Genomic DNA, 23,754 nt, shown 5'->3' with positions numbered 1-23,754 from the left:
TAAGGAAAGAAGGCACTGCAGAGTGCGGAATGCACGCCACAGGCCGGCCAGATTGTGGCATCCCGGACAATAGGCCCATGTCGGACACCAACCATTTGCTCGTTCCCTACGCCGCCAGCGCAGCCACCGGATGCCAGCAAGCCCTGCAGGGCCTGACCCTGCCCCACCTGGACCGGCTTCTGGCCCGGCTCAGCCCCCATCCCACCCACAGTGACAGCGGCGAGGAGACCAGCTTCTCCGCCCCCCACGAACGCGCCCTGGCGCGCGCGCTGGGACTGCCAGCGCAGGACGGGCGCATCCCCTGGGCCGCGTGGCACCGCCACCAGCAAGGCCAGTCACCCAACGGTGACGCCTGGGCGTTTGTCACGCCCTGCCAGTGGCAGGTCAGCACCGACCATGTCACGCTGCGCAACCCCGAGCACCTCGCGCTGGATGAAGCCGCGTCGCGCGCGCTGCTGGCCATCGTCTCGCCCTGGTTTGCCGAAGACGGCATCACGCTGCACTACGATCAGCCCACACGCTGGCTGGCCTCCAGCCCCCTGTTTGCCGACCTGGCCACCGCCTCGCTGGAGCGCGTGCTGCAGCGCGACGTGCGCGCCTGGATGCCGGACGCAAAGGCGGCCCGGACCCTGCACCGTTTGCACAGCGAGATGCAGATGCTGCTCTACACCCACGCCTTCAACGACGAGCGCTCGGAGCGCGGGCTGCCGGTGATCAACTCGTTCTGGGTGCATGGTACCGGCCCAATTCCCACCCCTGCCCCGTCTGCCCTCCCCACGCCGACGGTGCTCACCACCTTGCGCGATGCGGCACTGAACGAGGACTGGCGCGCCTGGGCCGCCGCGTGGACCGCATTGGACGCAGGCCCGGTGGCCGATCTGCTGCGCAAGTCCGAAGGCGGCGTGCCGGTGCAGCTGACCCTGTGCGGCGAGCGCAATACGCTGGCCTTCCACACCGCCCCCCGCACCCTGGCCCAGCGTTTTCAAAGCCTTTTCAGGCCCCAGCGCTTTACAGACATGTGCGATAAGCTATGAAAATAGTAGCAAGAGACATTCCCCCCCGTGCCGCCTGGGCGCTGGAACAGGCCGGTGTGCACCCGCTGCTGGCGCGCCTGTATGCCGCGCGCGGTGTGCGTGCCAAGGACGAGCTGGACGACGGCCTGGGCAGGTTGTTGCCCCCCGCGGGCCTCAAAGGCATTGACACCGCCGCGCGCCTGCTGGCCGACGCCATGGCGCAGAACAAGCGCCTCGTCATCGTGGCCGACTACGACTGCGACGGCGCCACCGCCTGCGCCGTGGGCGTGCGCGGGCTGCGGCTGCTGGGCGCTCAACAGGTGGATTACCTCGTGCCCGACCGCGTGACGGACGGTTATGGCCTCACCGCATCCATCGCCCGCCGCGTGGCCGAGCGCGGCGCCGACGTACTCATCACCGTGGACAACGGCATCGCCAGCGTGGACGGCGTGGCCGAGGCCAAGGCGCTGGGCCTCACGGTCGTCGTCACCGACCACCACCTGCCCGGCCCCGAGCTGCCCGCGGCCGATGCCATCGTCAACCCCAACCAGCCCGGCTGCACGTTCGAGAGCAAGTCCATGGCCGGTGTGGGCGTGATGTTCTACGTGCTGCTGGCCCTGCGCGCCGAGCTGCGGGCGCGCGGCATTTTTAACGCGGCCACCCAACCCAAGCTCGACCCGCTGCTCACCCTGGTGGCGCTGGGCACGGTGGCCGACGTGGTCAAGCTCGACGCCAACAACCGCCGCCTGGTCGCCCAGGGCCTGAAGCGCATCCGCGCAGGCCAGATGCCCGCCGGGGTAGCCGCGCTGTTCACCGCTGCCGGCCGCAAGGCGCCCGTGGCCACCACCTTCGACTTTGGCTTCGCCTTAGGACCGCGCATCAACGCCGCAGGGCGCCTGGCCGACATGACGCTGGGCATTGAATGCCTGCTCACCGACGACGCAGGCCGCGCCGCCGAGCTGGCGGGCACGCTCGACGGCATCAACCGCGAGCGCCGCGAGATCGAAGGCGGCATGCGCGACCAGGCCATGCTGATGGCCGAAAGCCTGTTCCAGGAAGACGAAGAACCGCCCCCGGCCATCAGCGTGTTCGACCCGGACTTTCACGAAGGCGTGGTGGGCATCGTGGCCAGCCGCATCAAGGACAAACTGCACCGCCCCACCTTTGTGTTCGCGGCCAGCAGCGCGCCGGGCAAAGAGCACGAGCTGAAGGGCTCCGGCCGCTCCATCCCCGGCTTTCACCTGCGCGACGCGCTCGACCTGGTGGCCAAACGCCACCCGGGCGTGTTGCTGAAATTTGGCGGCCACGCCATGGCGGCCGGCTGCACGGTGGACGCAGACTCGTTCGATACCTTCGAGCAGGCGCTGGCCCAGGTCGCCCAGGAATGGCTGGACGCCGCCACCCTCACCCGCCGCATCGAGACCGACGGACCTCTATCGCCCGAATACTGCCGCGCCGACATGGTGGACACCCTGCACCACGAGGTGTGGGGCCAGGGCTTTGCGCCCCCCACCTTCAGCGAGGAAGTGCAGATCGTGAGCCAGCGCCTGGTGGGCGAGGCCAAAAACCACCTGTCGATCAAGCTCATGCACCAGGGCAACCCGGTGGACGCCATCTGGTTCGGCCACACCGAGCAACTGCCCGCGCGCGTGCTGCTGGCCTTTCGCCTCGATGTGAACGAGTGGAAAGGCGAGCGGAAGGTGCAGTTTTTGGTCGAGGGGGCTCAGATCTAGGAGTCTGTCGGACTTGGAGCGTCGAAGCGAAAATTGGCCCCAGCGAGGACAGTTTTTGCCGGATTTGCAGCCCCATAGCCGAGCTATGGGGCAAAAAGACGGTGGAAAATGGACCGCTGAGGTCAATTTGCAGCCGACGATTTCCAAGTCCGACAGACTCCTAGGGATGACCTGCATAACCCTCGCGAGGCGGTGGTAGTGCGGATCGGGATGGGGCACAAGGCATCTTTTTGCAGTCAATAGCCGCGCTATTGGCAAGAAAAGCAACGCAGTGGACCACCCGAGACCGCGCTATCACAGACCGCAGGGAGTTGTGCAGGTCATCCCTAGGGCAAGGCCCCACCCCGCTCAGGCCTGCGCAGGGCCCTTGCTGCGCTGGCGGATCACCGTCACCGGCTCGCCGCCCTGGCCCCAGTTCTCAGGGTCCACCTCATCGATGATGACGGTGACACTGTCAGGGCGCTTGTCCAGCACCTGCTGCATGAGTTGGGTGACACCGGCGATCAGGGCTGCCTTTTGGGCTGCGGTGGTGGGCAGTTCGCGCCGCGCGAGGCGGATGTTGACCAGGGGCATGGGCAGATCCTTTCGTCCATCGCAAAAAACAAAGACAAAGGCAGCCGGGGCTGCCTCGGGGGTGCGGTGCAAAAACTTAAAGGCCTTTTTGGCCGCCAGCGCTTGATAGAAAAGCGCAGATAGCTATCATTTGAATAGCAAAAACCACCACACCCAGCGGCCTTTAGAAGCTTTCCCAGTCGTCATCCCCGCCTTGGGCTGCAGCCCGGGGCGCAGGTGCAGCGGGCGCGGCCGATGGGCCAGGGGTGGCAGCGGGGCGTGCAGCGGCGGGGGCCGGTGGTGCCAAGCGAGCGGCAGCGGGTGCCTTGGTCGGCTTGGTTGCCTTGGGTACTGCGGGTTGGTTGCCGAGGGCGGTTCTGGCCGCTGGCGCCGGCCGAGGCGCCGCAGACGGAGCCGGGCGGGGCGCTGCCGGTGCGCGAACCGCCATCGCGCCCACATTGAACACCGCCACCACCTCGGCCAGGCGCTGGGCCTGGTCGCGCATCGAGGCTGCGGCGGCGGTGGACTCCTCCACCAGCGCCGCGTTCTGTTGCGTCATCTGGTCGAGGTGCGTCACGGCCTGGTTGACCTGGGCAATCCCGTCGCGCTGCTCGGAGGAAGATGCCGTGATTTCTCCGATCAGGTCGCTCACGCGCTGCACGCTGGCCACGATCTCGCCCATGGTCTGGCCCGCCTGGGCCACCTGGGCAGAGCCCGACTCGACGTTTTCCACCGAGGCACTGATCAGGTTCTTGATCTCCTTGGCGGCCTCGGCGCTGCGCCCAGCCAGGCTGCGCACTTCGCTGGCCACCACCGCAAAGCCCCGGCCCTGCTCGCCCGCGCGGGCGGCTTCCACAGCAGCGTTGAGCGCCAGGATGTTGGTCTGGAAGGCAATACCGTCGATCACGCCGATGATGTCGCTGATCTTGCGGCTGCTGTCGGTGATCTGCTGCATGCTGGTGACCACCTGGCCCACCACTTCGCCGCCGCGCGCCGCCGCCTGGGCCGCCGTGCCCGCGAGCTGGTTGGCCTGGCGCGCGGTGTCGGCCGACTGGCTCACCGTGGCCGTAAGTTCTTCCATGCTGGCGGCGGTTTCTTCCAGGTTCGAGGCAGTCTGCTCGGTGCGGGCCGACAGGTCGTGGTTGCCGTTGGCGATCTGGATCGAGGCCGACGAGACGGAATCCACACCCACCCGCACCTCGCTCACCACCCCCCGCAAGCGGGTGGACATGGCCGACAGGGACCTCAGCATGTGGCCGAACTCGTCCTTGCGGGTGGATTGCAGCTCGCGCGTGAGGTCGCCAGCGGCGATGGCGTCAATGGTTTCCACCGCCTCGTCCAATGGCACGGTGATGGAGCGCACCAGCTTCCAGGCCAGCAGCAGCACCACCACAACCAGCACGGCCGACACCACCAGGCCCTGGATGGCGTAGGCAACCCGCCGTTGCGTGGTCTCGGCCCGGATCTCCTCGCGGCGCTTTTGCAGGACAGCAACAAAATCATCCTGCGCCTTGAGGTAGCGCGCCACCATGGGGGTGAGTTCATTGTCGGCAAACTGCTGGGTGGCCACGCCATCGCCCGCGCCCTTGAGCTCCCAGGTCTTGGCGGTGGCGGCCAGCACCAGCTTGCGTTCGGCCAGCACCTTGTCGAGCGCCGCTTTTTCCTCGGGCGCCGTGGCACCGGCAACGATCCCCTCTTGAATCTTGTTGATGCCGCCAATGATTTCCTTGACCTTGGCGTCGTACTGCTGGGCCAGCACCGCGTCGGTGGTGACGGCTCCTCCCATCACCATATTGACGGCGGTTTCTGTGGCACCCCGCCAGCGTATGGCCGCAGAGATGCGCTCTTCGATCTCGACCACCTGGTCCATCGCAGCCGACATGGAGCTGTTGGCCCGGTACTGCTGGAAGCCGGAGATCAACAGCATGGCCAGCATCAGCAGGATGAATGCTCCCCACAGCTTGCGCGAAACGCGGATATTGTCGATTTGCATGGTTCTTTTTCCTCGTGGACCTGGAAATGTAAGTGTGCGGCCAACGCGCGGCACGCAACATCCGATTGCGTCAACAGCAGGCCACAAGCCTACGCCAGCCCAGGCACTGCCCTGCCCTCTTTTTCCCGGGAAAAACCCGCACCCAGGGTGCTGAAGGTGACAGGACGGCCCACCCGGGGGTCAGCGGCACCTGGCAGGACTCCGGAGAACCCGTCCACGACGGCACAGGGGTTGCGCGGTGGCGCGCGATATCGGTACAAGCCCTAAAATGGCACGGTGACATCCATACTGAACGCCGACCTGCATTGCCATTCCGTGGTATCCGACGGAACCCTGACCCCGGAGGATCTGGCCGCCCGCGCGAAAGCCAACGGTGTCGAGCTGTGGGCGCTCACCGACCATGACGAAATCGGCGGCCAGCACCGCGCCGCGGCCGCTGCCCATGCACAGGGCATGGCCTACCTCACGGGCGTCGAAATCTCGGTCACCTTTGCCGACACCACCGTCCACATCGTCGGCCTGGGTTTCGACCCCCACGACACCCGACTGGCCGAGGGCCTGGCCGCTACACGCGGTGGGCGCGGCGAACGCGCCAAGGACATGGCCGAACAACTGGCCCAGGCGGGTATTCCGGGCGCTTACGAGGGCGCGCTGCAGTTCGTAGGCAACCCGGCATTGATTTCACGCACCCATTTCGCCCGCTTTCTGGTGGAGACCGGGGTCTGCAAGGACACCTCCGAGGTATTTCGCAAATACCTCATCGAAGGCAAGCCTGGTTATGTGCCGCACCGTTGGGCGTCGCTGGGCAACGCCGTGCGCTGGATCACCGAGGCAGGCGGCATGGCCATCATTGCCCACCCGGCGCGCTACAAGTTCAGTGCCAACGAAGAATTTGCGCTGTTTTCCGAGTTCAAGGCCCACGGCGGGCGCGGGGTGGAAGTCGTCACCGGAAGCCACAGCGCAGCTGAATATGTCACCTACGCCGCGATGGCGAAGGAGTTTGGGCTGGCCGCCTCGCGCGGCAGCGACTTCCACAGCCCGGACGAGTCCCACACCGACCTGGGGACCTTGCCGCTGCTGCCCGGCCAGCTCACCCCGGTCTGGGAACTGCTGGCTGAACGCATCCGGCACCCCGCTACCGTTTGAGACGAGACGCACCATTTCATGGCCCAGTATTTCGAAGTCCACCCCGACAACCCCCAGCCGCGCCTGCTCAAGCAGGGCGCCATGCTGCTGCAAAAGGGCGGCATTCTGGCCGTACCCACCGATTCCAGCTATGCGCTGGTCTGCCACCTGGACGACAAGGATGCCGTCGATCGCATGCGCCGCATCCGCCAGGTGGACGATAAGCACCACCTCACCCTGTTGTGCCGTGACCTGTCGGAACTGGCCAACTATGCCCGCGTGGACAACCGCCAGTACCGCCTGCTCAAGCTGGGCACGCCCGGGTCCTACACCTTTATCCTCGAAGCGACCAAGGAAGTGCCGCGCCGCGTGAGCCACCCTTCGCGCAAGACCATCGGTCTGCGCGTACCCGACCGCAAGGGCCTGCAGCTGCTGCTGGAGCTGCACGGCGCCCCGCTGCTGGCCACCACGCTGATCCCGGCCGGCGAGACCGAGCCCCTGAACGACCCGCAGGAAATCCGCGAACGCTACGAAAAGCTGGTGGACGCCATCGTGGACGCAGGCGCCTGCCCGCTGGAGCCCACCACCGTGGTGGACCTGACGCCCATGGGCAATGGTGGCGAGCCCGAAGTGGTGCGCGAAGGCCGGGGCAGCCTGCAGGCGCTGGGGTTGTAGCCGCAGCTCCTCACCTCGACTGCCATAGCGCTTGCCCGGGGCCTCCACAACTGGCGCGGCCCCATCCCAGCGCCACCGTGGAACTGGCTTTGCCAGGCCACCGGTGGCGTCCCCCTGAGGGGGAAGCGGCGCAGCCGCTCAGGGGGCTATAACTTGAACGCACCCACAGCCTGCTCCAGATCGCGCGCCTGCGCCGTGAGCGAGGTGGCGGTGGAAACCGCGTTCTGAACCAGCGCAGCCGTTTCCTGGGTGGTGCCGTCCATGTGCGAAACGGCGCCGTTCACATGGCTGATGGCATCGCTCTGCTCGCGCAGGGCGTGGGAGATTTCGCCAAGCAGTGCGCTGACCTGCCCGACGGCCGCCACGATCTCCTGCATGGTCTTGCCCGCCTTGCCCACCTGGCCAGCACCGTTTTCCACCTGCTCGACCGACGCGCTGATCAGCGCCTTGATCTCGCGGGCGGCCACCGCGCTGCGCTGGGCCAGATTGCGCACCTCGCTGGCCACCACGGCAAAGCCCCGGCCCTGCTCGCCCGCGCGGGCGGCTTCCACCGCCGCGTTGAGCGCCAGGATGTTGGTCTGGAAGGCAATGCCTTCGATGACCTGGATGATGTCCACAATCTTGCGTGAGCTGCCACTGATGGCCTGCATGGTCAACACCACATCGCCCACCACCGCGCCCCCTTGCTCTGCAATGCCCGAGGCCTTCACCGCGAGGTCGCTGGCGGAATGGGCGCGCTCGGCGTTCTGGCGCACGGTGGCGGTCAGCTGCTCCATGCTGGCAGCAGTTTCGGTGAGTGAAGAGACCTGGTCTTCCGCATGGCGGGAAAGGTCGGCGTTGCCATGGTCGATGTCTGCGGCAGAGGCGCTGATGGCATCGGCGTCCTGCTTGATGCGCGACACCAGGTCGGTCAGCGTGTCCTCCATGGTGCCCAGGGCGTTCAGGAGCCGGCCAAAGTCGCCCTGCAAATCGGAGCTGAATTCCTGGCTCAGGTCGCCCGAAGCCACGGTTTCTGCAATCAGGATGGCCTGGTTGAGCGGCGCCACGATGCTCATGCGCAGGCTGAACACAGCCAGCAGCGCCAGCACAAACGCCACACAGCTGCAGCCGATGATCCATGCCCGGGCGCTTTGCAGGTGCGCCTGTGCTGCCTGGGCCTGGGGCGCCGTCACAGGCGCGCCCTGCAGTGCCTGCTCGGCCCCGCCGATGCCAGCCAGCGCCATGACCATTAACAGCAGCACCAGCAGTGCCATACCGCCAAACGCCAGGGCCAGGCGCGTTCCAATTTTCAGGTTGTTCCACATGATGTTGTGCCTCTCCAGGGCTGTTGTTTTGGTTTTTTGGGTCGCCCCGGGGGCAACTGTCAGATGCTAGCAATGATCACGGCGCTGCGGGCGCCCTCGGCATACGTACATCCCACATAGAACTTGCGCGAATCGGGATGCAACAACCGCCTTGCCTGGGGGTGAGCCACTTGCCCGAGTCCTGTTGTGCGCCAGTCATCCCACCACCGGCATACCGTGTACTCCGCGCGGGTCGCCCCGGCAACGGCTGGGGTGGCGGGCGTCTGAGACAATCACCGGGTGGACATCTCCAATCTCATCCAAACCGTTCTGATCTACGCCCTGCCGGTGCTGTTTGCCATCACCGTGCACGAGGCAGCCCACGGCTACGCCGCGCGCCACTTTGGCGACAACACCGCGTACATGATGGGCCGGATCACCCTCAACCCGATCAAACACATCGACCCGGTGGGCACCATCCTGATGCCGCTGCTGCTGTACTTTGCGACCTCGGGAGCCTTCCTGTTTGGCTATGCCAAGCCGGTGCCGGTCAATTTCGGCAACCTGCGCAATCCCAAGAAACACATGGTCTGGGTGGCGCTGGCGGGCCCGGCGTCCAACTTCATCCAGGCCATTGGCTGGGCCGTGCTGCTGGTGGCACTGGTGGGCTCTGGCGTGGAGGAGCGCTTTTTCATCGAGATGGCCCGCGCTGGCGTGCTGGTCAACCTCGTGATGTGGGCGTTCAACCTGTTTCCGCTGCCGCCGCTGGATGGCGGGCGCATCCTGGTGGGCCTGCTGCCCTGGAAACAGGCGCACATGGTCTCTCGCATCGAACCCTGGGGCTTTTTCATTGTGATGGGCCTGGTGATCGCTGGGGTGGTGGGGACGCTGTGGCTACGCCCGCTGATGTCGCTGGGCTACGGCGTCATCCAGTTTCTGCTCACCCCGCTCACAGCACTGTTGCGTTAATTCTTCTCCCCCCGTTTCTTGCTGACATCCTTCCCATGAGCATCACGCGTTTTCTCACCGGCATTACCACCACGGGCACACCCCACCTGGGCAACTTCGTGGGCTCCATCCGCCCCTCGGTGGCCGCCAGCCTCACGCCCGGCGTGCAGAGCTTTTACTTTCTGGCCGACTACCACGCGCTCATCAAGTGCGAAGACCCGGTGCGCATCCAGCGCTCCACGCTGGAGATCGCCGCCAGCTGGCTGGCCGCAGGGCTGAACCCCGAGAAGGTCACGTTCTACCGCCAGTCCGACATCCCCGAGATCCCCGAACTGACCTGGCTGCTGACCTGCGTGACGGGCAAGGGCGTGCTCAACCGCGCCCACGCCTACAAGGCCAGCGTGGACAAGAACACTGCCGCCGACCGCGATGCCGACGACGGTGTGACGGCCGGCCTGTTCATGTACCCCGTGCTGATGGGCGCCGACATCCTGATGTTCAAGGCGCACAAGGTGCCCGTGGGCCGCGACCAGATCCAGCACATCGAAATGGCGCGTGACATGGCTGCGAGCTTCAACCACCTGTATGGCGAACACTTTGTGCTGCCCGAGGCCGCCATTGACGACCATGTGGCCACGCTTCCCGGCCTTGACGGGCGCAAGATGAGCAAGAGCTACGACAACACCATCCCGCTGTTCAGCTCGCGCGAGCAGCTCAAGAAGCTGATCGGTGGAATCCTGACCGATTCGCGCGCACCCGGCGAGCCCAAGGACACCGAGGGATCGGCGCTGTTCCAGATCTACCAGGCGTTTGCCACGCCCGACGAAACCGCCGCCCTGCGCCAGGCCTACGCCGATGGCATCGCCTGGGGTGATGCCAAGAACACCCTGTTCGAACGTGTGGACCAGGTGATCGCACCCATGCGTGCGCAGTACGAAGAACTCATCCACAACCCCGCCCGCATCGAGCAGACCCTGCTGGCCGGTGCCGAACGCGCCCGTGCGCTGGCCACGCCGTTCATGCGCGAGCTGCGCGCCGCGGTGGGACTGCGCAGTCTGGCCCAGGCCACTGCGGCGCCCAAGCCCGTCAAGGCCGCGAAGACAGCGCTGCCTTCGTTCAAGCAATACCGCGAAGCCGACGGCAAGTTCTACTTCAAGCTGGTGGATGCCGATGGCCGCCTGCTGCTGCAAAGCACCGGTTTTGACGCGCCCAAGGAAGCAGGCCAGGCCATTGCCCAGTTGCAAAAAGACCCGGACGCACTGCAGACACTGGCACCGCGCCTGGCACCGGTGGAGGGCGTGAGCGCCGACGATGTGGCCGCCGCGCTGCAGGCGTTGGCAGAGGCTGCAGCCGCCGCGTAAACCGCTCTGTCCCTGTCCAACGCGGGATCCGAGGTCGGAATGCGCTGGGGGAAGCGGTCACTTTTTGATAGCTGCTCGCACTTTACCAATAAGCGCTAGCGGCCAAAATTATTCAAATATTCATCTCCAGGGTGAATCCGCAGGATACCCGCCTGGCTGCGACAGAAGATGGTGGTGTGTGCGCAATGCGCCTACGCTGTCGGCGTGGGCCTTGTGCGTAAACTGTCCGTTCTGTTCTTGGAGACTCCCATGAAACTGCCAGTTGCCACCCTCTCCGTGCTCGCCGTGCTGGCGGGCTGCAACGCTACCAGCCCCCACCACCCCTCGGGGCCCATGGCATCGGGCCGTGACCGCACCTTCAGCGTGCCCGTGTACGGCACCGACACGTCGCCCGCCTATGCAGCGGCCACGCGCGAATGCCAGCGGCTGGCGCTGTTCCCCAAGCTGCTGCGCAACGATGGCTCGCGCCTGATTTTTGAATGCGTGAGCGAAGCCCCCGACCGCCAACCCTGATCCCCGGCATGGCCTGGTTTCTGCGGCGCCCCCTCAGGGCGCATGGGGTGGCCCTGACAGCCGTGCTGGTCTGCGCCTGCGCCCATGCGGGGCCTGCGCAAAACACCGCCCCCGCCACCTGGACCAACAGCCTGGGCATGGTCTTCCAGCAGGTCCCGGCGGGCCGCTTCACGATGGGGGGCGTGGAGCCGCCCGATACCCTGGCACGCGCGTACCCGGCGCTGGAGGCCAGGCGCTTTACCGAGTTGACCGATGAAGGCCCCGCGCACACGGTGCACATCCGGCGGGCGTTCTACCTGGGTCGGCACGAGGTCACCGTGGGGCAGTTCCAGCGCTTTCTGGAGGCCTCGGGCTACCAGCCCGAATCGGAAGCCGATGGCACGGGCGGCTACGGCTACAACGCGCAGTACGACCCCTCCACCACCCAGCGCGGCGATGCCTTTGAGGGCCGGGACCCTCGCTATTCGTGGCGCAACCCGGGTTTTGCGCAGGGGCAAGACCATCCCGTCGTGAACGTCACCTGGAACGACGCCCAGGCCTTGGCCCAATGGCTGAGCCGCACCGAAGGCCACCACTACCGCCTGCCCACCGAAGCCGAATGGGAATACGCCTGCCGCGCTGGCACCCGCACCCGCTATCCGCATGGCGACGACCCGCAGGGCCTGCTGCACACCGCCAACACCTTTGACCAGGAGGTCGCCCCCCTGTGGCCCCGCTGGCAGCAGCACGCCTTGGCGGGCAGCGACGGCCATGTTTTCACCGCCCCGGTGGGCAGCTATGCGCCCAATGCCTTTGGCCTGCACGACATGCTGGGCAATGCCTGGGAGTGGGTGTCGGACTGGCACGGGGACACCTACTATGCGCACTCCCCGCGCAACGATCCACAAGGCCCCGCAGACGGCACAGTGCGCGTGCGCCGGGGGGGCTCGTGGCACACTTGGTCGTTTTATGCCCGCTGCGGCTACCGCAACTGGAACAGCCCGCAAACCCGGTACACCCTGGTCGGCATGCGGCTGGTGCGCGAAATCTCTCCCCAGCCCCTTCCCCGGTCGCGGCGAACGACAGAGCGTTAACAAATGTCAACTGCCGGGCGGTAGGCCGGTGCGCAGCAGCGCAGACAGCGGTTATCGCGAATAATCCGCAATTGCATTTTCGACAGGGGAGAAAACCATGCGCATAGCCGCGTTGGACGACGATGCGCTCCAGCTGGATCTGATCAAACAGGCCACGGAGGCAATGGGCCATGTCTGCCACACCCACCTCAACGGTGCCGACTTCCTGCGCGAGATGCGCCGCGAGACCTTTGACCTGTTGATCGTGGACTGGCACCTGCCAGACACGACGGGGCCTGAAGTGGTGCGCTGGGTGCGCAAAAATGTGGGCACCCAGTTGCCCATCCTGTTCGTCACGCACCGCCAGGAAGAGCGCGACATCGTCGAAGGCCTGGGTAGTGGCGCCGACGACTTCATGGTCAAGCCGGTGCGCATTGGCGAGCTCAATGCCCGCGTGTCGGCCCTGCTGCGGCGGGCCTACCCAGCCAATGTGGGGGGCGTGGTGGAGTTCGGGCGCTACCGCTTCCTGTCCGAAACCCGGTCCATCGAAATTGACGGCGTGCCCGTGGAGCTCAAGAACCGCGAGTACGATCTCGCCCTGTTTCTGTTTCAGAACATGGGCCGACTGTTGTCGCGTGACCACCTCAAGGACATCGTCTGGGGCCAGGTGGCGGATGTCATGTCGCGCTCGCTGGACACCCACATCTCGCGCCTGCGCACCCTGCTGGACCTGCGGCCCGCCAACGGCTTCATCGTCTCGGCGGTCTACGGTGTGGGTTACCGTTTTGAAGCTGTTGAGGCCCAGCGAAGGGCCTGACCCCCAACTATCAACGGCGGCATCCTCACAGGATGCCATCGCCAGCCCGCCTGCACCGAGCGGCACGAAGGAGATTTCACGTGGCAACGAACACCGGCCGCCCCCGCTGGGCCCTGCGCGCCAGCGCGGCATTGACCCTGGGTTTCCTCGGCAGCCTGGTGGGCACCAGTGCCCAGGCGGCTCCCCCTGCCGCCACCACGCCGCAGGGCGATGAAATTGCCCACACCGTGCAGGAGGGTGACACGCTCGAAGGCCTGGCCAAGGCCTATCTGGCCGCGCCCCGGCAGTGGCCGCTGCTGCAGGCCCGCAACAAGGTGGCCAACCCCCGGCGCCTGGTGCCGGGTTCGGTTGTGTGGATTCCGGTGCGCCTGCAACCCGCCGAGTCGGCCACGGTGGAGTTCGTGCACGGCACGGTCACCGCCCAAGCCCGCGCGGGCGACGCCCCGGCGCCCGTCACCCAGGGCGGCAAGCTTGAAGAGGGCACCGCGCTGCAGGTGGGGCCGGATGCTTTTGTCTCCGTCAAGCTGGCCGACGGCACCGTTGTGCGGGTCCAGGCGCAGTCCGAGCTGTTGCTGCGGCAGCTGCGCCGCCGGGGGCGTGCGGGCAGCCTGCAGTCGGTGCTGGAGATGCGCAGCGGTGCGGTGGAATCCAGCGTGCCACCCAATGCCGAGGCTTTTCGCCGCTTTGAGCTGCGCACGCCCCTGGCCGTGACCAGTGTGCGCGGCACCCACTTTGGCGTTGCGATGGGCGAATCGGGCCAGACCACCGCATCGGTGCTTAGCGGCTCGGTGGCCGTACAGTCCCGCCAACAAGAAACCACTGGCCCATCCAATTCGTCTGCGGCAGCGGCCTCGATGCTGGCTCCGGGGCAAGGGCTGGCAGTGGCGGCCGATGGCAGCGTGGGCGCACCCCGCCCGCTGCTGGTGGCGCCCGACACATCGGGCGTCCCTGCCATGCTCAGCGATGCGAGCATTCTGGCCATCAACGTGCCACCACTGCCGGGCGCCGCGCGCTACCAGGCCCAGGTGGCGCAGGACGCCGACTTCACCCAGGTGCTGCGCCACGGCAGTTTTGCCGACGGCCAGCTGCGCTGGAAAGCCGTGGAAGACGGGCGCTACTACCTGTCGGTGCGCGCCCTGGACGACGCGGGCATCCCCGGTGTGCCTGCCGTGCAGCCTTTTGTGGTCAAGACGCGCCCCGTGGCCCCGCTGTACCAGCAACCTGCGCCCGGCGCGGTGCTGGCCAGCGGCACGGGCGAGCTGCGGTGCACGCAGGTGCCCGGTGTGGCCTGGTACCGCCTGCAGGTGGCCCGCGATGCACAGTTCACCCAGCCCGTGCTGGACGAGCAACGCCTCACCGAATGCCGCCTGCCGCTGAACACGCTGCCGGTAGGCAACTATTTCTGGCGTGCGGCCAGCCTGCTGCAGCTGCCAAACAGTCCGAGCAGTCAGGCCGACCAAGGTCCGTTTGCCCCGCCCCAGCCCTTCTCGGTGGCAGACCGCCCCGCCACGCTGTCGCCCCAGTCATTGCAAGCGCAGGATGGCGACACCACGGTGCGGGTGCACTGGCCCGCGCAGCCTGGCCAGCGGTTCCGCCTGCAACTGGCCCCAGCCAACGACCTGGCGTTTGACAAGGTCGTGCTCGACACCCAGCTCGACACCCCTGCATGGACCGCCAGCAACCTGCCTGCAGGCGACTACCTCGTGCGCATCCAGGTGCTGGATCCCACGGGGCTGCAGAGCGACTTTTCGCCGCCGCGCCAGATCCGGGTCGGCTCGGGCATCAGCACGGGTTCGGGTCTGCCGGTCTCCACCTCGAACGGCCAGCCCGTGGCACGCCCTTGAGCCGCGCACGCCGTTTGCCCTGGGCCCGAGGGTTCTGAGCCCATGATGACCGCCGGACGCACCCGGGGCCAGCAGCGGCGCCTGGAATGGAGCCTTCTGGCCGCCGCCTTGCTAGGGCTGGTGGCCTGGCTCAGCACCGCCGACAGCCTGAGCCGGATGAGCCACCTGGTGCAGGACGCTGGCCTGCGCCTGCTCTCGCGCCCCGCGCACCCCGACATCGTCATCGTTGCCATCGACGACCCTAGCATCGCGGCCATTGGCCGCTGGCCCTGGCGCCGGGCGCTACACGCAGAGTTGATCGCGCGCGTATCGGCACAGCAGCCCCGCGCCATCGGCATGGACGTGCTGTTCAACGAAGAAGACTTGGACTACCCCGAGGACGATGTGCTGCTGGCCGACGCCATGCGGCGCAGTGGGCGGGTGGTGCTTCCGGTGCTGCGGCGCGGTCATGGCCCGGCAGCCAACATGGCCGACCTGCCCTGGCCCGCATTTGCAGACGCCGCAGCCGGCCTGGGCCATGTGCATGTGGCGCCCGACAACGACGGCGTGGTGCGCAGCCTGTACCTGCAGGAAGGGCCCGCCGCCGCGCCCTGGCAGCACTTCAGTATGGCGCTGCAGTGCGTGGCCGCTTCCACATCCGCATCACACAAATCGCCCCAGTGCAATGCAGCGCGCGCCGCACCGGGGGCCGGCGGCGCTGCAGCCACAGAGCCTCCAGGCAGTGGCCCCTGGCAACGCGCTGACCGCACGCTGATTGCCTATGCCGGCGGCCCGGGCCACTTCACCACGTACTCCTACATCGACGTGCTGCGCGGCCAGGTGCCGGCAGATGCGTTTCGCGGCAAGTACGTGATCGTGGGCGCTGCGGCCTCGGGCCTGGGCGACATGTTTGCCACACCCGTGAGCGAGCAATCGCGGCTGATGCCCGGCGTGGAGGTGGTGGCCCAGGTGCTGGACGGCCGCCTGTCGGGCGTGCGGATCGAGCCTGCCGCCACCGCCCTCAACACCCTGTTCAACCTGGCGCCCGTGGTGTGCGCGCTGCTGGCTCTGCTGTTGCTGGGCCCCTTCGTGGCCTTGCTCACCAGCGCAGCGCTGGGCGTGGTCACCCTGCTGCTCAGCGTGGCCCTGCCTTCGTGGATAGGCCTGCAGTTCGCACCCGCTGCGGCTCTGACCGGGCTGGTGCTGGCCTATCCGCTGTGGAGCTGGCGGCGCCTGAGCGCAGCCGCACACTTCCTGCGACTGGAGATGGAGCGCCTGCAACGCGACGGCCTGTCGATGCGACTGCTGCACCGCCCCGGGGATTCCGGTGACTTTCTGGAAAAACGCATCAATGCTGTGGAACGCGCATCGCGCCAGTTGCGCGACCTGCACCACTTCGTAAGCGAAAGCCTGCAGCAGCTGCCCTCCCCCACCATCGTCTGCGACCCGCAGGGGCGCATCCTGCTCACCAACATGGCGGCACGCCGGCACGTGGGCGGAGACCCCCAGGTGCCGCTGCAGGGCCAGTCCGTGGTCGAACTGCTGCACGACCTGGTGCACACCGGCACCGGCCAGCCCCTGGTCACGCAGGACAAACTGCACAACCACCACATGCCCGAACAGAGCGAAGGCCGCGATGCCCAAGGCCGCAACCTGCTGGTGCTGTGCAAGCCCTTCACCGACTTGGCCAAGGCCGGCTGGCTGCTGACCCTGGTGGACCTGACGGACATGCGCCGCGCCCAGCTGCAGCGCGACCAGGCAATGAACTTCATCTCGCACGACATCCGTGCACCCAATGCATCCATCCTCACGCTGCTGGAGATGCAGCGAGCCTACCCTGGCCGCATGCCGGATGACGAGCTGATGCTGCGCATCGAGCGCTATGCACGCGCGTCGCTGGGCATGGCCGAAAACTTCGTCAAGCTCGCCAGCGCCGAGTCGCAGGAATACCGCATGGCGCCCCTGGACCTGGTGGCCGTGCTGGCCGAAACCGTGGACGACATCTGGGCCTTGGCCCGCGACCGGGGCGTGGAGGTAACCATCGCCACCGCGCCGGAAACCGCCCCCACCGTGGGCGACCGCGCCCTGCTGTCCCGCGCGCTGGCCAACGTGCTGAACAACGCCGTCAAGTTCAGCCCCGAAGAAGGCACGGTGCAGTGCTCCATCGTGCAACGGGGGGCCCACTGGATCGTGTCAGTGCGCGACGAAGGCCCCGGCATCGCACCGGAACTGCAGGGCCAGCTGTTCGCACCGTTCCAGCGACTGCACGACCGCAGCCACCCCGCCATCGGCGGTGTCGGCCTGGGGCTGGCCCTGGTGCACACCGTGATCCACCGGCACGGCGGAACGCTGGAAGTGGACAGCGATGTGGGACGGGGAGCGGAGTTCAGGCTGGTATTGCCCCTGGGCGCCTGACTCCAGGAGGCAAAACTCGCAAACCCCAGAATTGCTACGATTTTTATAGCAATTAATTCATGACCATAAAGCGCTAGAGCCAATTTTTATCCGAGATCAATCGGTAAATCGACCACTCCCGTGCATGAATTCGCACAGAAAATCACCCCACCTACAGGCCGCACCGATCCAGACCAAGACGGCGCTGCGCTCGCAATGACGGGCACGGGCCACTTTCATTGGCAGCGACCGTGCGAAGCCCCCCCCCCTTGCGGTGGGTTCGGCCTTGCCATCTCCCTACCAGGGGCCGAGCGTGATCGCGACGGTCGAGCCCGGCGCCACATTGCCCTGTGTCTTGCAGGGCACATTGGGACCGCTGTACGACCCGTTGGGATTTTCATCGGCGCTGAATCCATACGCCGCCCCGCCGAGGAAGATGGGGGGACCATTGCCTGCGATGCGTGCATCCTCGCCCTGCGCATTCGCGCAATGAAGGAATTTGGCATAGTAGTTGCAGGTTGAACCTGCCCCGTACCACTGTGCCGAATCATTCCAGGCGGTGGTGGAGAAGCCGCTAGGGGGACTCTGGGTCGCAACTCCCGCCACCGCAACGCCCCTGCACAACGCTTCCCAGATGTTCATCTGCAGCAGCCCGGCATCGCCGCCGGATCCTCCCTCCTGGTACTGGCTGAACGCCTGCTGGAAAACATAGAGCGCACTCTGAAGGCCCTGCGGCGGTTGGTAGAACGTGTAGGTGTTCGTGCCATTCGAGAGCGTATAGGCCGCTGTGCTGACGGTGTTGAGGCTCTGCATCGTGCACTGCCCGGTATAGACATTCGTGCCGTCGCCACTGAGATCAATGCTGAGGTAACTGTTCACCGCAAAGAAAGCGTTCAGCGTTGCGTCCCAGTAACTTGCGAGGGAATCGGAGTCGAGCACCCCTGCCGCCTGTTTCGCGATCAGCATGTCGCTGGGATCAGAGATAGCGAAGAACTCGCCCTTCACCGTGGGCGGCGTGTAGCTGGAGCCAAGCGCACCGACCGTCAGCAGTTCGCCATAGGCTGCTGCGCTCGCGCCCTCTTTGGCAATGAAGTCCGTGTACGCACTTGCCATGGTCGCGCGGCTGATGCGGGGGTCCACGCCGAAACTCTCGCCTGCGGAGCTGAATGACAGGTTGAGGCCAAAGCCATTCACGGCGCTGACATCGGCTGCTGCGTTGTAACCGAACTCGAAGAAATCGAACGGTCCGGGAGGTGAAGGCTGTGGCTGATTGCCGTAGGGCGGCGGCGGATACTGCATCACGGCAAATGCCGGGACCGCTTGCGTGGGGGCAACGGGCGGTGGAGTCGCTATCGGTGGAGTCGCTATCGGTGGTGAGGCTGCGTAAATTGGCAAAGGTGCCGGCTGAGTCGGAGCGACAGCGAAGACCAGCCGTTCGTTGCCATTGGTTGCCGTCGTAAGCGCAATGCTCGGAACCGAGGACATCTCAAGGAAAGCAAGCCCCTGGTTGAAGACCGCAACACTCACGCTGCCGCTGTTGTCTTTCAAGCCAGGACCATATGCACCCGTCAAATCATCGTTGATGCAGAGTTGGAGCTCGCCACTGGGAAAGGTCGATGGCATCAAATACGGCCCCCTGCCAATGAAAAACGGTGAACCTGTACTGCCAATCCTGCCGATGAGTCCGCCCATCGGCACACCGACAATGGGGTACTGCGTCTGATCGGTCGGAACATTGAGATCAGGACAACCGGCCGCATCGTAGAGCTGTCCGCTATTCGTGTCGGGGTCCGCACTCCAACCACCGCCCACATACGCAATCGTCACCGGAGTAGCGGATGGATTGACGTCGATACCGGTACTCTGCCAGGCCTGTATCGCGAGCACGGCAATCGGCAGCACCGAGGGCGCCGCGACGAATGCTCCACCGCTCCCGAGAAATTGAAACTGAAACGCCCCGCTCGGCGCTGCGTTGATCCAGCCTGCCACATAGGCTGTTCCATCGGTCGCCTGAAGACCCGTGTTATCGGACAACATGATCGTGATTGATTCGGTGTTCATGGCTACTCCTTCTGTTGGAAAAATTGGGCCGTTGCCCTTCTTGGCAAACAAACGACATCAGCCCAGCGTGGCAAGCTGCGCCTCCGAGCCTGCAAACCAGTTCTGGTCCACGGCACCCATCACACCCGCCACCGGGCTGCCGCCATTGGAGGAGCCATCGCTGTACTGCCAGAACGTCCAGGACGACCAGGGCGGTGGCACGTGCGGGTAGGCCGAATACGCGGCCAGCCACAGCGGGCGGGAGGCCAGCACCTGGCAACCGGCCAGCGCCTGAAGCGCCTGCCAGAAGCCCGTGTCGGTGTAGACCATGGTCTGGCGCCCGAACAGCGCATCGGCCTCGGACAGGAATGCCAGGGCCCACTGCAGGACTTCGGCGGGGCTTTGCCCATCCAGGGTTTCCAGATCCAGCACCGGCGGCAAGTCCCCGGGCCCGAGCGTTCCATCGGCGCTGACCGTGTTGTAGAAAAACTGTGCCTGGGCGACGGCATCGCTGCCAGCATGGCCGAAGTGGTAGGCGCCTCTGCGCAATCCTGCGGCGGCGCTGCCGGACCAATTGGCACGGAAAAGCGGGTCCACATAGGCGATGCCTTCGGTGGCCTTGATGAAGGAAAAGGCCACGTTGCTGCCAGCCACGCTGGGCCAGTTGACGTTGCCTTGGTAGTGACTGACGTCGATGCCACGGGTTTGGACTGTCATGGCGTCACACCACGCGGTTGAGCATGTCGACCTGGGTCTGCAACAGACCATCAATGCGGATCGTCGTGGTCAGCGGCTGGCCTTCATCCCACATCACGCCGCAGTTGTATTGCAGGGTGTTGGGGTTCAGGACGCTGCCGTTGACCTTTTGCTGGTAGGTAGTGTCCCCACCGCCTGCCCCCTGAATGCCAATTCCCCAATGGCACCAGCCGTACCAGCTCGGCGACTTCATGACCATGGTGTAGACCGCTGAGCCGTTGTCGGGCAACACCGTATGCCCATTGAGTTCTGCCGTGAGCTTCATCAGGGCAAAACGGCAGGCGTCCTGCGCTGCCACATTGCCACCCAGTGCGTTGGCGAAATTGGCGGCCAGTGTGGTGTGGTAAGGCACCGTCTGCGGAAAGATCACATCGGTGACCGCAAAAAACGCCGCATTCAGACCGGTGGGAACACGCTCGGCATTGAACACGAAGGCGCCGTTGTCCGAGGTATAGATGGTGGTGGCTGCGTAGGGGTCATCAGCATTCACGTATTCGCCATTCAACGCCCAACCCCAGCAGGCGGCGTTCACAAAGGGCGCCTGCTGCGAGGTTGGCACCGTGGCACCGTTGCGAGGATGTGGCTGGCCCGCAGGAGCCAGCAAATTGCGTTGAGTGTCAGACAGGTAAGGCATGGTTTTCTCCGTCAATGGATCGGTGCGGATGGCAAGCGCATCTCGCTCGATACATTGTGGAGACCCTTTTCTCGCTTGGCGATTACAGCCCATTACACGCCATCACAGGTACTGACCCACCGCTCTGCACACCAGTCCGCAGCCGGCCTGGGAGCGGATTCTTTGCACCGTCGTGCCGCTGCAGTCAAACCCCAAACTGCCCGGCCCTGCAAACAGCGGGGTCAAAAATCTGGCTGGGCTGCGCGATGCCTTGCAACGGGGCGTCACGCCGTTGATATCTCGCGCAATTGCAAGCAGAACGTTAACTACCAGATTTGGTAGTTGCGTGGGGAGGACAGCGCCAACACACTCATTGGGCTGCATCGGGAATTCTTGGCGAACGCCCGGACAGGAAACCCGCGTCCGCTGCACAGCGGCATGCCACGGGCTGCGAGGCATCACATTCAGCCATGCGCGGGGCCAAAGGAAACCGCGCCGCAAGGTGTGACGAAGAAAAAATGAGGGACTGACTGATGGCAATCCTGAAAAACCGCGCAACACAGCGCAAGATCCATTTGCGAACACTTCACGTGTTTGGGCGAGGCCGTTCCTCGGACACCTTGCTGGAAAACCCGGATGCTTCGCAACTGCATGCATCGATCCGCTGGACAGGCAGCACCTGGGAACTGCACGACCACAGCCGCAACGGAACCCTGCTCGATGGCGAGCTGCTGTCCCATAGCGGAGCCTTTGCACTCCGCGTGGGAAGCACCATCGGCTTCGGGCGTGACGACGGCTCTGGCTGGGTTGTGGAAGACCTTGCAGCCCCCGCCAATCTGCTCTGGCCGCTGGGACACGACAGCGCTCCCGTGCCGCTGGAGCGGTCCAACCTGCTGCCCCAGGGCCAGCATGCCGAAGTGTCCATCCACTGCGCCGAGCAAGGCCGGTGGATATGTACCACGCCCCAGGGCAGCTGGGTGCTGGAAGACGGCGACGAGGTCCGATTTTCCAACCAGGCGTGGTGCTTCCTTGCGGCGCAGGAGGTCACATCGACCATGGAGGCCATGGTTGGCGCAGCGCCGTGTATTCGTCCACGCACGAGCCTGCATTTCAACGTCAGCCTGGATGAGGAACATGTGCGCCTGCAAGTGCAGGAGGGAGACCGGCAGTTCGACCTGGGCGAGCGCACCCACCACTACGCACTGCTGACGCTGGCACGTTTGCGATGGGCCGATGCGCAGCGCCACCGGGACAGCCAGGCCCATGGCTGGGTCGAGTTGGAGCGCTTGGCGAAGATGCTGGGTGTGGAGCCCGGGCACCTCAACATCCAGATCTTCCGCATGCGCAAGCAACTTGCACTGGCCATGCCCGGCGACTCCCATGTCCCCGAGCTGATCGAAAGGCGCCGTGGCTCCTTGCGCTTTGGTTGCCTGCGTTTCAGCATCACACGGGGTACCCAGCGGGAAGCCGATTTCGACCCCTTGGCCCTGATCAGCCCCATCCACGCTGAAGAGTCGCTTGCGGCCTGAGCCTGCCCCCCATCGCAATGACACGAGTGCCCACGCACGGTTTTCCCGTGGGTGTGCCGGGCTATCAATCGTTGGGTTTGCTGGGCCAGGGCGCATCGGGCCAGGTTTTCAAGGCCCGGCAGCGCAGCACCGGCCAGTTCGTGGCCATCAAGATTCCAAGCACCCCAGCCGCGCGCGATCCCGCCAACCGGCGGCGTGTGCAGCAGCGGCTGCACCAGGAAACCCGGGTGCTGTCTTTGTTGCACCACATCCATGTGGTCCGGCTCATCGATAAAGGCCTGGCCCAGGAGGGCGTGCCGTTTGCAGTGCTGGAGTACGTGACTGGCGAAACGCTGCGCGAATTCCTGCAGCGCCAGGGCCGGCTCTCATTGCCGGACACGGTGGGGCTGATGGCGCAGCTGCTCGATGCCCTGGCTTTCCTGCATGCCCACCATATCGTGCACCGCGACCTGAAGCCAGAGAACGTGATGGTGATCTCCAGCGGCACCACCTTGCACGCCAAGGTGCTGGACTTTGGGCTTGCCAGCCACCACGGAGAACCCCAGTTCACCGCGGGAGCCGAGGGCACGCCCGCCTACTGCGCACCCGAACAGCTGCGCGGCGAGGTGTGCGGGCCCGCCACCGACATCTATGCCTGGGCCTTGATGTTCGTGGAGTGCCTGAGCGCACGACCAAGCATCCAGGGCTCCAGCCTGACCGAGGTGCTGCAGCGCCAGCTGAGCACAGATATCGTCGCCTTGCCAGAGGAACTAGAGGGCAGTCCGCTGGCCGCGCTGCTCCAGCGGGCCTTGCAAAAAGACGTGCGCCGGCGTACCGCCGATGCCGCGCAACTGTACGGTGACCTTGCCCAGTGCGCAGCGCAGGTGCGCCAACTTCGCCCACCCAGCCACGCGGCAGGGCCGAGCCCTGCAGGTCCGTCCACATCCGGCCAGGCGCAGCACGCCACCATGGATTCGCTGGAACGTGCCAGGTCGCAGAACCTCGGGGCTGCTTCGCGCGCCATCCTGTGCCTGACCCTGCGCCTGTACCCCGCCCGCGATGCGTCACTTGCCCTGTCCGACCTGCAGGAGATTCGCGAACAGCAGTTGCGCTGGTGCGCCAACGCCGTGCAGTCGGGCCAGGGCCATGGCGCGGGGACGCTGGGAGACTGCATGCTGTTCCACTTCGAGCAGGGCCCCAGCAGCGCACAGAACCTGCAGCAGGCAGCAGCCTTGGCACAGGACCTGTGCATCCGGGTGCAACGAAGAAGCCGCATGCTGGAGGTGCAGCATGGCGTGCGCCTGGAAATATCAGGGAGCATGCACACGGCCACCCTGCAAGCCCACGGTGAGCCGTTGGACAGCCACCACGCGGCCAACGTGACGCTGCACCTGAACAGCCTAGCAGGCCCCGGAACCGTTCTGCTGAGCCACCGCGCGCACCATGAGCTGGCTGGCAGCGTGAAAATGGAGGCCTACGCCAGCACCAGCAAGACCCACCCGCCGGAACCCGAGCCGGTGTACCGGCTGGCACCCGTCACCCTCCAGTAGGCCTG

19 protein-coding genes are annotated in these 23,754 nt (G+C 65.7%); 13 read left to right on the top strand and 6 right to left on the bottom strand.

The features are described from left to right. The first annotated feature begins 77 nt into the window (after positions 1-77). Together AC2YJX_RS07955 and recJ are read left to right on the top strand one after the other, a co-directional pair. Positions 78-1,034 (top strand): phosphoglycerate mutase, encoded by a 957-nt coding sequence (locus AC2YJX_RS07955; protein WP_487255721.1) that lies wholly within the window; start codon positions 78-80, stop codon positions 1,032-1,034. Further along, positions 1,031-2,746, top strand: coding sequence for a single-stranded-DNA-specific exonuclease RecJ (gene recJ / locus AC2YJX_RS07950; protein ID WP_207402113.1), 1,716 nt, complete (start codon positions 1,031-1,033; stop codon positions 2,744-2,746). Before AC2YJX_RS07955 ends, recJ begins: the two co-directional genes overlap by 4 nt. 348 nt (positions 2,747-3,094) lie before the next feature. On the opposite strand, the gene AC2YJX_RS07945 is transcribed toward recJ, so the two are convergent. Together AC2YJX_RS07945 and AC2YJX_RS07940 are read right to left on the bottom strand one after the other, a co-directional pair. Continuing rightward, on the bottom strand, positions 3,095-3,319 hold the full coding sequence (locus tag AC2YJX_RS07945; RefSeq protein WP_055393469.1) for a tautomerase family protein: 225 nt from the start codon (positions 3,317-3,319) through the stop codon (positions 3,095-3,097). A 163-nt stretch (positions 3,320-3,482) separates the two neighbouring features. Continuing rightward, positions 3,483-5,291, bottom strand: a complete 1,809-nt coding sequence (locus AC2YJX_RS07940) for a methyl-accepting chemotaxis protein (RefSeq protein ID WP_487255720.1) — start codon at positions 5,289-5,291, stop codon at positions 3,483-3,485. Between the two features lie 276 nt (positions 5,292-5,567). Between AC2YJX_RS07940 and AC2YJX_RS07935 the strand changes: the two genes are divergently transcribed. Both AC2YJX_RS07935 and AC2YJX_RS07930 read left to right on the top strand, forming a co-directional pair. Then, entirely contained in the window at positions 5,568-6,437 is an 870-nt protein-coding gene (locus AC2YJX_RS07935) for a 3',5'-nucleoside bisphosphate phosphatase (protein ID WP_487255719.1), read from the top strand. A gap of 18 nt (positions 6,438-6,455) precedes the next feature. Then, entirely contained in the window at positions 6,456-7,091 is a 636-nt protein-coding gene (locus AC2YJX_RS07930) for an L-threonylcarbamoyladenylate synthase (RefSeq protein ID WP_487255718.1), read from the top strand. Positions 7,092-7,237: 146 nt separating this feature from the next. Here AC2YJX_RS07930 and AC2YJX_RS07925 read toward each other — a convergent pair whose 3' ends face one another. Beyond that, positions 7,238-8,395 carry a methyl-accepting chemotaxis protein gene (locus AC2YJX_RS07925; protein WP_487255717.1) on the bottom strand — a complete coding sequence of 386 codons (1,158 nt, stop codon included), beginning with the start codon at positions 8,393-8,395 and terminating at the stop codon, positions 7,238-7,240. Between the two features lie 279 nt (positions 8,396-8,674). Between AC2YJX_RS07925 and AC2YJX_RS07920 the strand changes: the two genes are divergently transcribed. From AC2YJX_RS07920 to AC2YJX_RS07890, 7 genes are all read left to right on the top strand, one after another. Further along, positions 8,675-9,343 carry a site-2 protease family protein gene (locus AC2YJX_RS07920; RefSeq protein WP_055393480.1) on the top strand — a complete coding sequence of 223 codons (669 nt, stop codon included), beginning with the start codon at positions 8,675-8,677 and terminating at the stop codon, positions 9,341-9,343. Between the two features lie 35 nt (positions 9,344-9,378). Beyond that, a complete protein-coding gene (locus AC2YJX_RS07915; RefSeq protein WP_487255716.1) occupies positions 9,379-10,683 on the top strand; it encodes a tryptophan--tRNA ligase in 1,305 nt (434 codons plus the stop codon). Positions 10,684-10,932: 249 nt separating this feature from the next. Then, positions 10,933-11,196 carry a hypothetical protein gene (locus AC2YJX_RS07910; RefSeq protein ID WP_055393485.1) on the top strand — a complete coding sequence of 88 codons (264 nt, stop codon included), beginning with the start codon at positions 10,933-10,935 and terminating at the stop codon, positions 11,194-11,196. An 8-nt stretch (positions 11,197-11,204) separates the two neighbouring features. After that, positions 11,205-12,269, top strand: a complete 1,065-nt coding sequence (locus tag AC2YJX_RS07905; RefSeq protein ID WP_487255715.1) for a formylglycine-generating enzyme family protein — start codon at positions 11,205-11,207, stop codon at positions 12,267-12,269. A gap of 97 nt (positions 12,270-12,366) precedes the next feature. Continuing rightward, positions 12,367-13,065: a response regulator transcription factor gene (locus AC2YJX_RS07900; protein ID WP_121507291.1), complete on the top strand. Its 699-nt coding sequence runs from the start codon at positions 12,367-12,369 to the stop codon at positions 13,063-13,065. A gap of 80 nt (positions 13,066-13,145) precedes the next feature. Beyond that, complete coding sequence (locus AC2YJX_RS07895; protein ID WP_082437245.1) at positions 13,146-14,909, top strand: FecR family protein; 1,764 nt, start codon at positions 13,146-13,148, stop codon at positions 14,907-14,909. A 42-nt stretch (positions 14,910-14,951) separates the two neighbouring features. Beyond that, on the top strand, positions 14,952-17,303 hold the full coding sequence (locus AC2YJX_RS07890) for a CHASE2 domain-containing protein (protein WP_487255714.1): 2,352 nt from the start codon (positions 14,952-14,954) through the stop codon (positions 17,301-17,303). Positions 17,304-17,579: 276 nt separating this feature from the next. Here AC2YJX_RS07890 and AC2YJX_RS07885 read toward each other — a convergent pair whose 3' ends face one another. Genes AC2YJX_RS07885 through AC2YJX_RS07875 form a run of 3 tightly spaced genes read right to left on the bottom strand, consistent with a single transcriptional unit; the run spans position 17,580 to position 20,712 of the window. Beyond that, entirely contained in the window at positions 17,580-19,343 is a 1,764-nt protein-coding gene (locus tag AC2YJX_RS07885; protein ID WP_487255713.1) for a hypothetical protein, read from the bottom strand. 57 nt (positions 19,344-19,400) lie between these two features. After that, the gene (locus AC2YJX_RS07880) at positions 19,401-20,039 is read right to left on the bottom strand and encodes a glycoside hydrolase family 25 protein (RefSeq protein WP_121420999.1); all 639 of its coding nucleotides are present in this window, start codon (positions 20,037-20,039) and stop codon (positions 19,401-19,403) included. A 4-nt stretch (positions 20,040-20,043) separates the two neighbouring features. Further along, a complete protein-coding gene (locus AC2YJX_RS07875) occupies positions 20,044-20,712 on the bottom strand; it encodes a hypothetical protein (RefSeq protein WP_431152129.1) in 669 nt (222 codons plus the stop codon). A gap of 512 nt (positions 20,713-21,224) precedes the next feature. Between AC2YJX_RS07875 and AC2YJX_RS07870 the strand changes: the two genes are divergently transcribed. Both AC2YJX_RS07870 and AC2YJX_RS07865 read left to right on the top strand, forming a co-directional pair. After that, a complete protein-coding gene (locus AC2YJX_RS07870) occupies positions 21,225-22,220 on the top strand; it encodes an FHA domain-containing protein (protein WP_176888670.1) in 996 nt (331 codons plus the stop codon). Between the two features lie 17 nt (positions 22,221-22,237). Beyond that, on the top strand, positions 22,238-23,749 hold the full coding sequence (locus AC2YJX_RS07865) for a protein kinase domain-containing protein (RefSeq protein WP_487255712.1): 1,512 nt from the start codon (positions 22,238-22,240) through the stop codon (positions 23,747-23,749). Positions 23,750-23,754: the final 5 nt, after the last annotated feature.

It is taken from the genome of Acidovorax sp. SRI_002, from assembly GCF_057586455.1.
The sequence above is the reverse complement of the archived record's forward strand: the minus strand, read 5'-3'. Positions and strand labels throughout refer to the sequence as shown.

What these genes read in the sequence shown, in the direction of transcription:
- AC2YJX_RS07955 (WP_487255721.1), top strand. Translation starts at nt 78, where the DNA reads ATGTCGGACACCAACCATTTGCTCGTTCCCTACGCCGCCAGCGCAGCC.
- recJ (WP_207402113.1), top strand. Translation starts at nt 1,031, where the DNA reads ATGAAAATAGTAGCAAGAGACATTCCCCCCCGTGCCGCCTGGGCGCTG.
- AC2YJX_RS07945 (WP_055393469.1), bottom strand. Translation starts at nt 3,319, where the DNA reads ATGCCCCTGGTCAACATCCGCCTCGCGCGGCGCGAACTGCCCACCACC.
- AC2YJX_RS07940 (WP_487255720.1), bottom strand. Translation starts at nt 5,291, where the DNA reads ATGCAAATCGACAATATCCGCGTTTCGCGCAAGCTGTGGGGAGCATTC.
- AC2YJX_RS07930 (WP_487255718.1), top strand. Translation starts at nt 6,456, where the DNA reads ATGGCCCAGTATTTCGAAGTCCACCCCGACAACCCCCAGCCGCGCCTG.
- AC2YJX_RS07925 (WP_487255717.1), bottom strand. Translation starts at nt 8,395, where the DNA reads ATGTGGAACAACCTGAAAATTGGAACGCGCCTGGCCCTGGCGTTTGGC.
- AC2YJX_RS07915 (WP_487255716.1), top strand. Translation starts at nt 9,379, where the DNA reads ATGAGCATCACGCGTTTTCTCACCGGCATTACCACCACGGGCACACCC.
- AC2YJX_RS07910 (WP_055393485.1), top strand. Translation starts at nt 10,933, where the DNA reads ATGAAACTGCCAGTTGCCACCCTCTCCGTGCTCGCCGTGCTGGCGGGC.
- AC2YJX_RS07905 (WP_487255715.1), top strand. Translation starts at nt 11,205, where the DNA reads ATGGCCTGGTTTCTGCGGCGCCCCCTCAGGGCGCATGGGGTGGCCCTG.
- AC2YJX_RS07900 (WP_121507291.1), top strand. Translation starts at nt 12,367, where the DNA reads ATGCGCATAGCCGCGTTGGACGACGATGCGCTCCAGCTGGATCTGATC.
- AC2YJX_RS07890 (WP_487255714.1), top strand. Translation starts at nt 14,952, where the DNA reads ATGATGACCGCCGGACGCACCCGGGGCCAGCAGCGGCGCCTGGAATGG.
- AC2YJX_RS07885 (WP_487255713.1), bottom strand. Translation starts at nt 19,343, where the DNA reads ATGAACACCGAATCAATCACGATCATGTTGTCCGATAACACGGGTCTT.
- AC2YJX_RS07880 (WP_121420999.1), bottom strand. Translation starts at nt 20,039, where the DNA reads ATGACAGTCCAAACCCGTGGCATCGACGTCAGTCACTACCAAGGCAAC.
- AC2YJX_RS07875 (WP_431152129.1), bottom strand. Translation starts at nt 20,712, where the DNA reads ATGCCTTACCTGTCTGACACTCAACGCAATTTGCTGGCTCCTGCGGGC.
- AC2YJX_RS07870 (WP_176888670.1), top strand. Translation starts at nt 21,225, where the DNA reads ATGGCAATCCTGAAAAACCGCGCAACACAGCGCAAGATCCATTTGCGA.
- AC2YJX_RS07865 (WP_487255712.1), top strand. Translation starts at nt 22,238, where the DNA reads ATGACACGAGTGCCCACGCACGGTTTTCCCGTGGGTGTGCCGGGCTAT.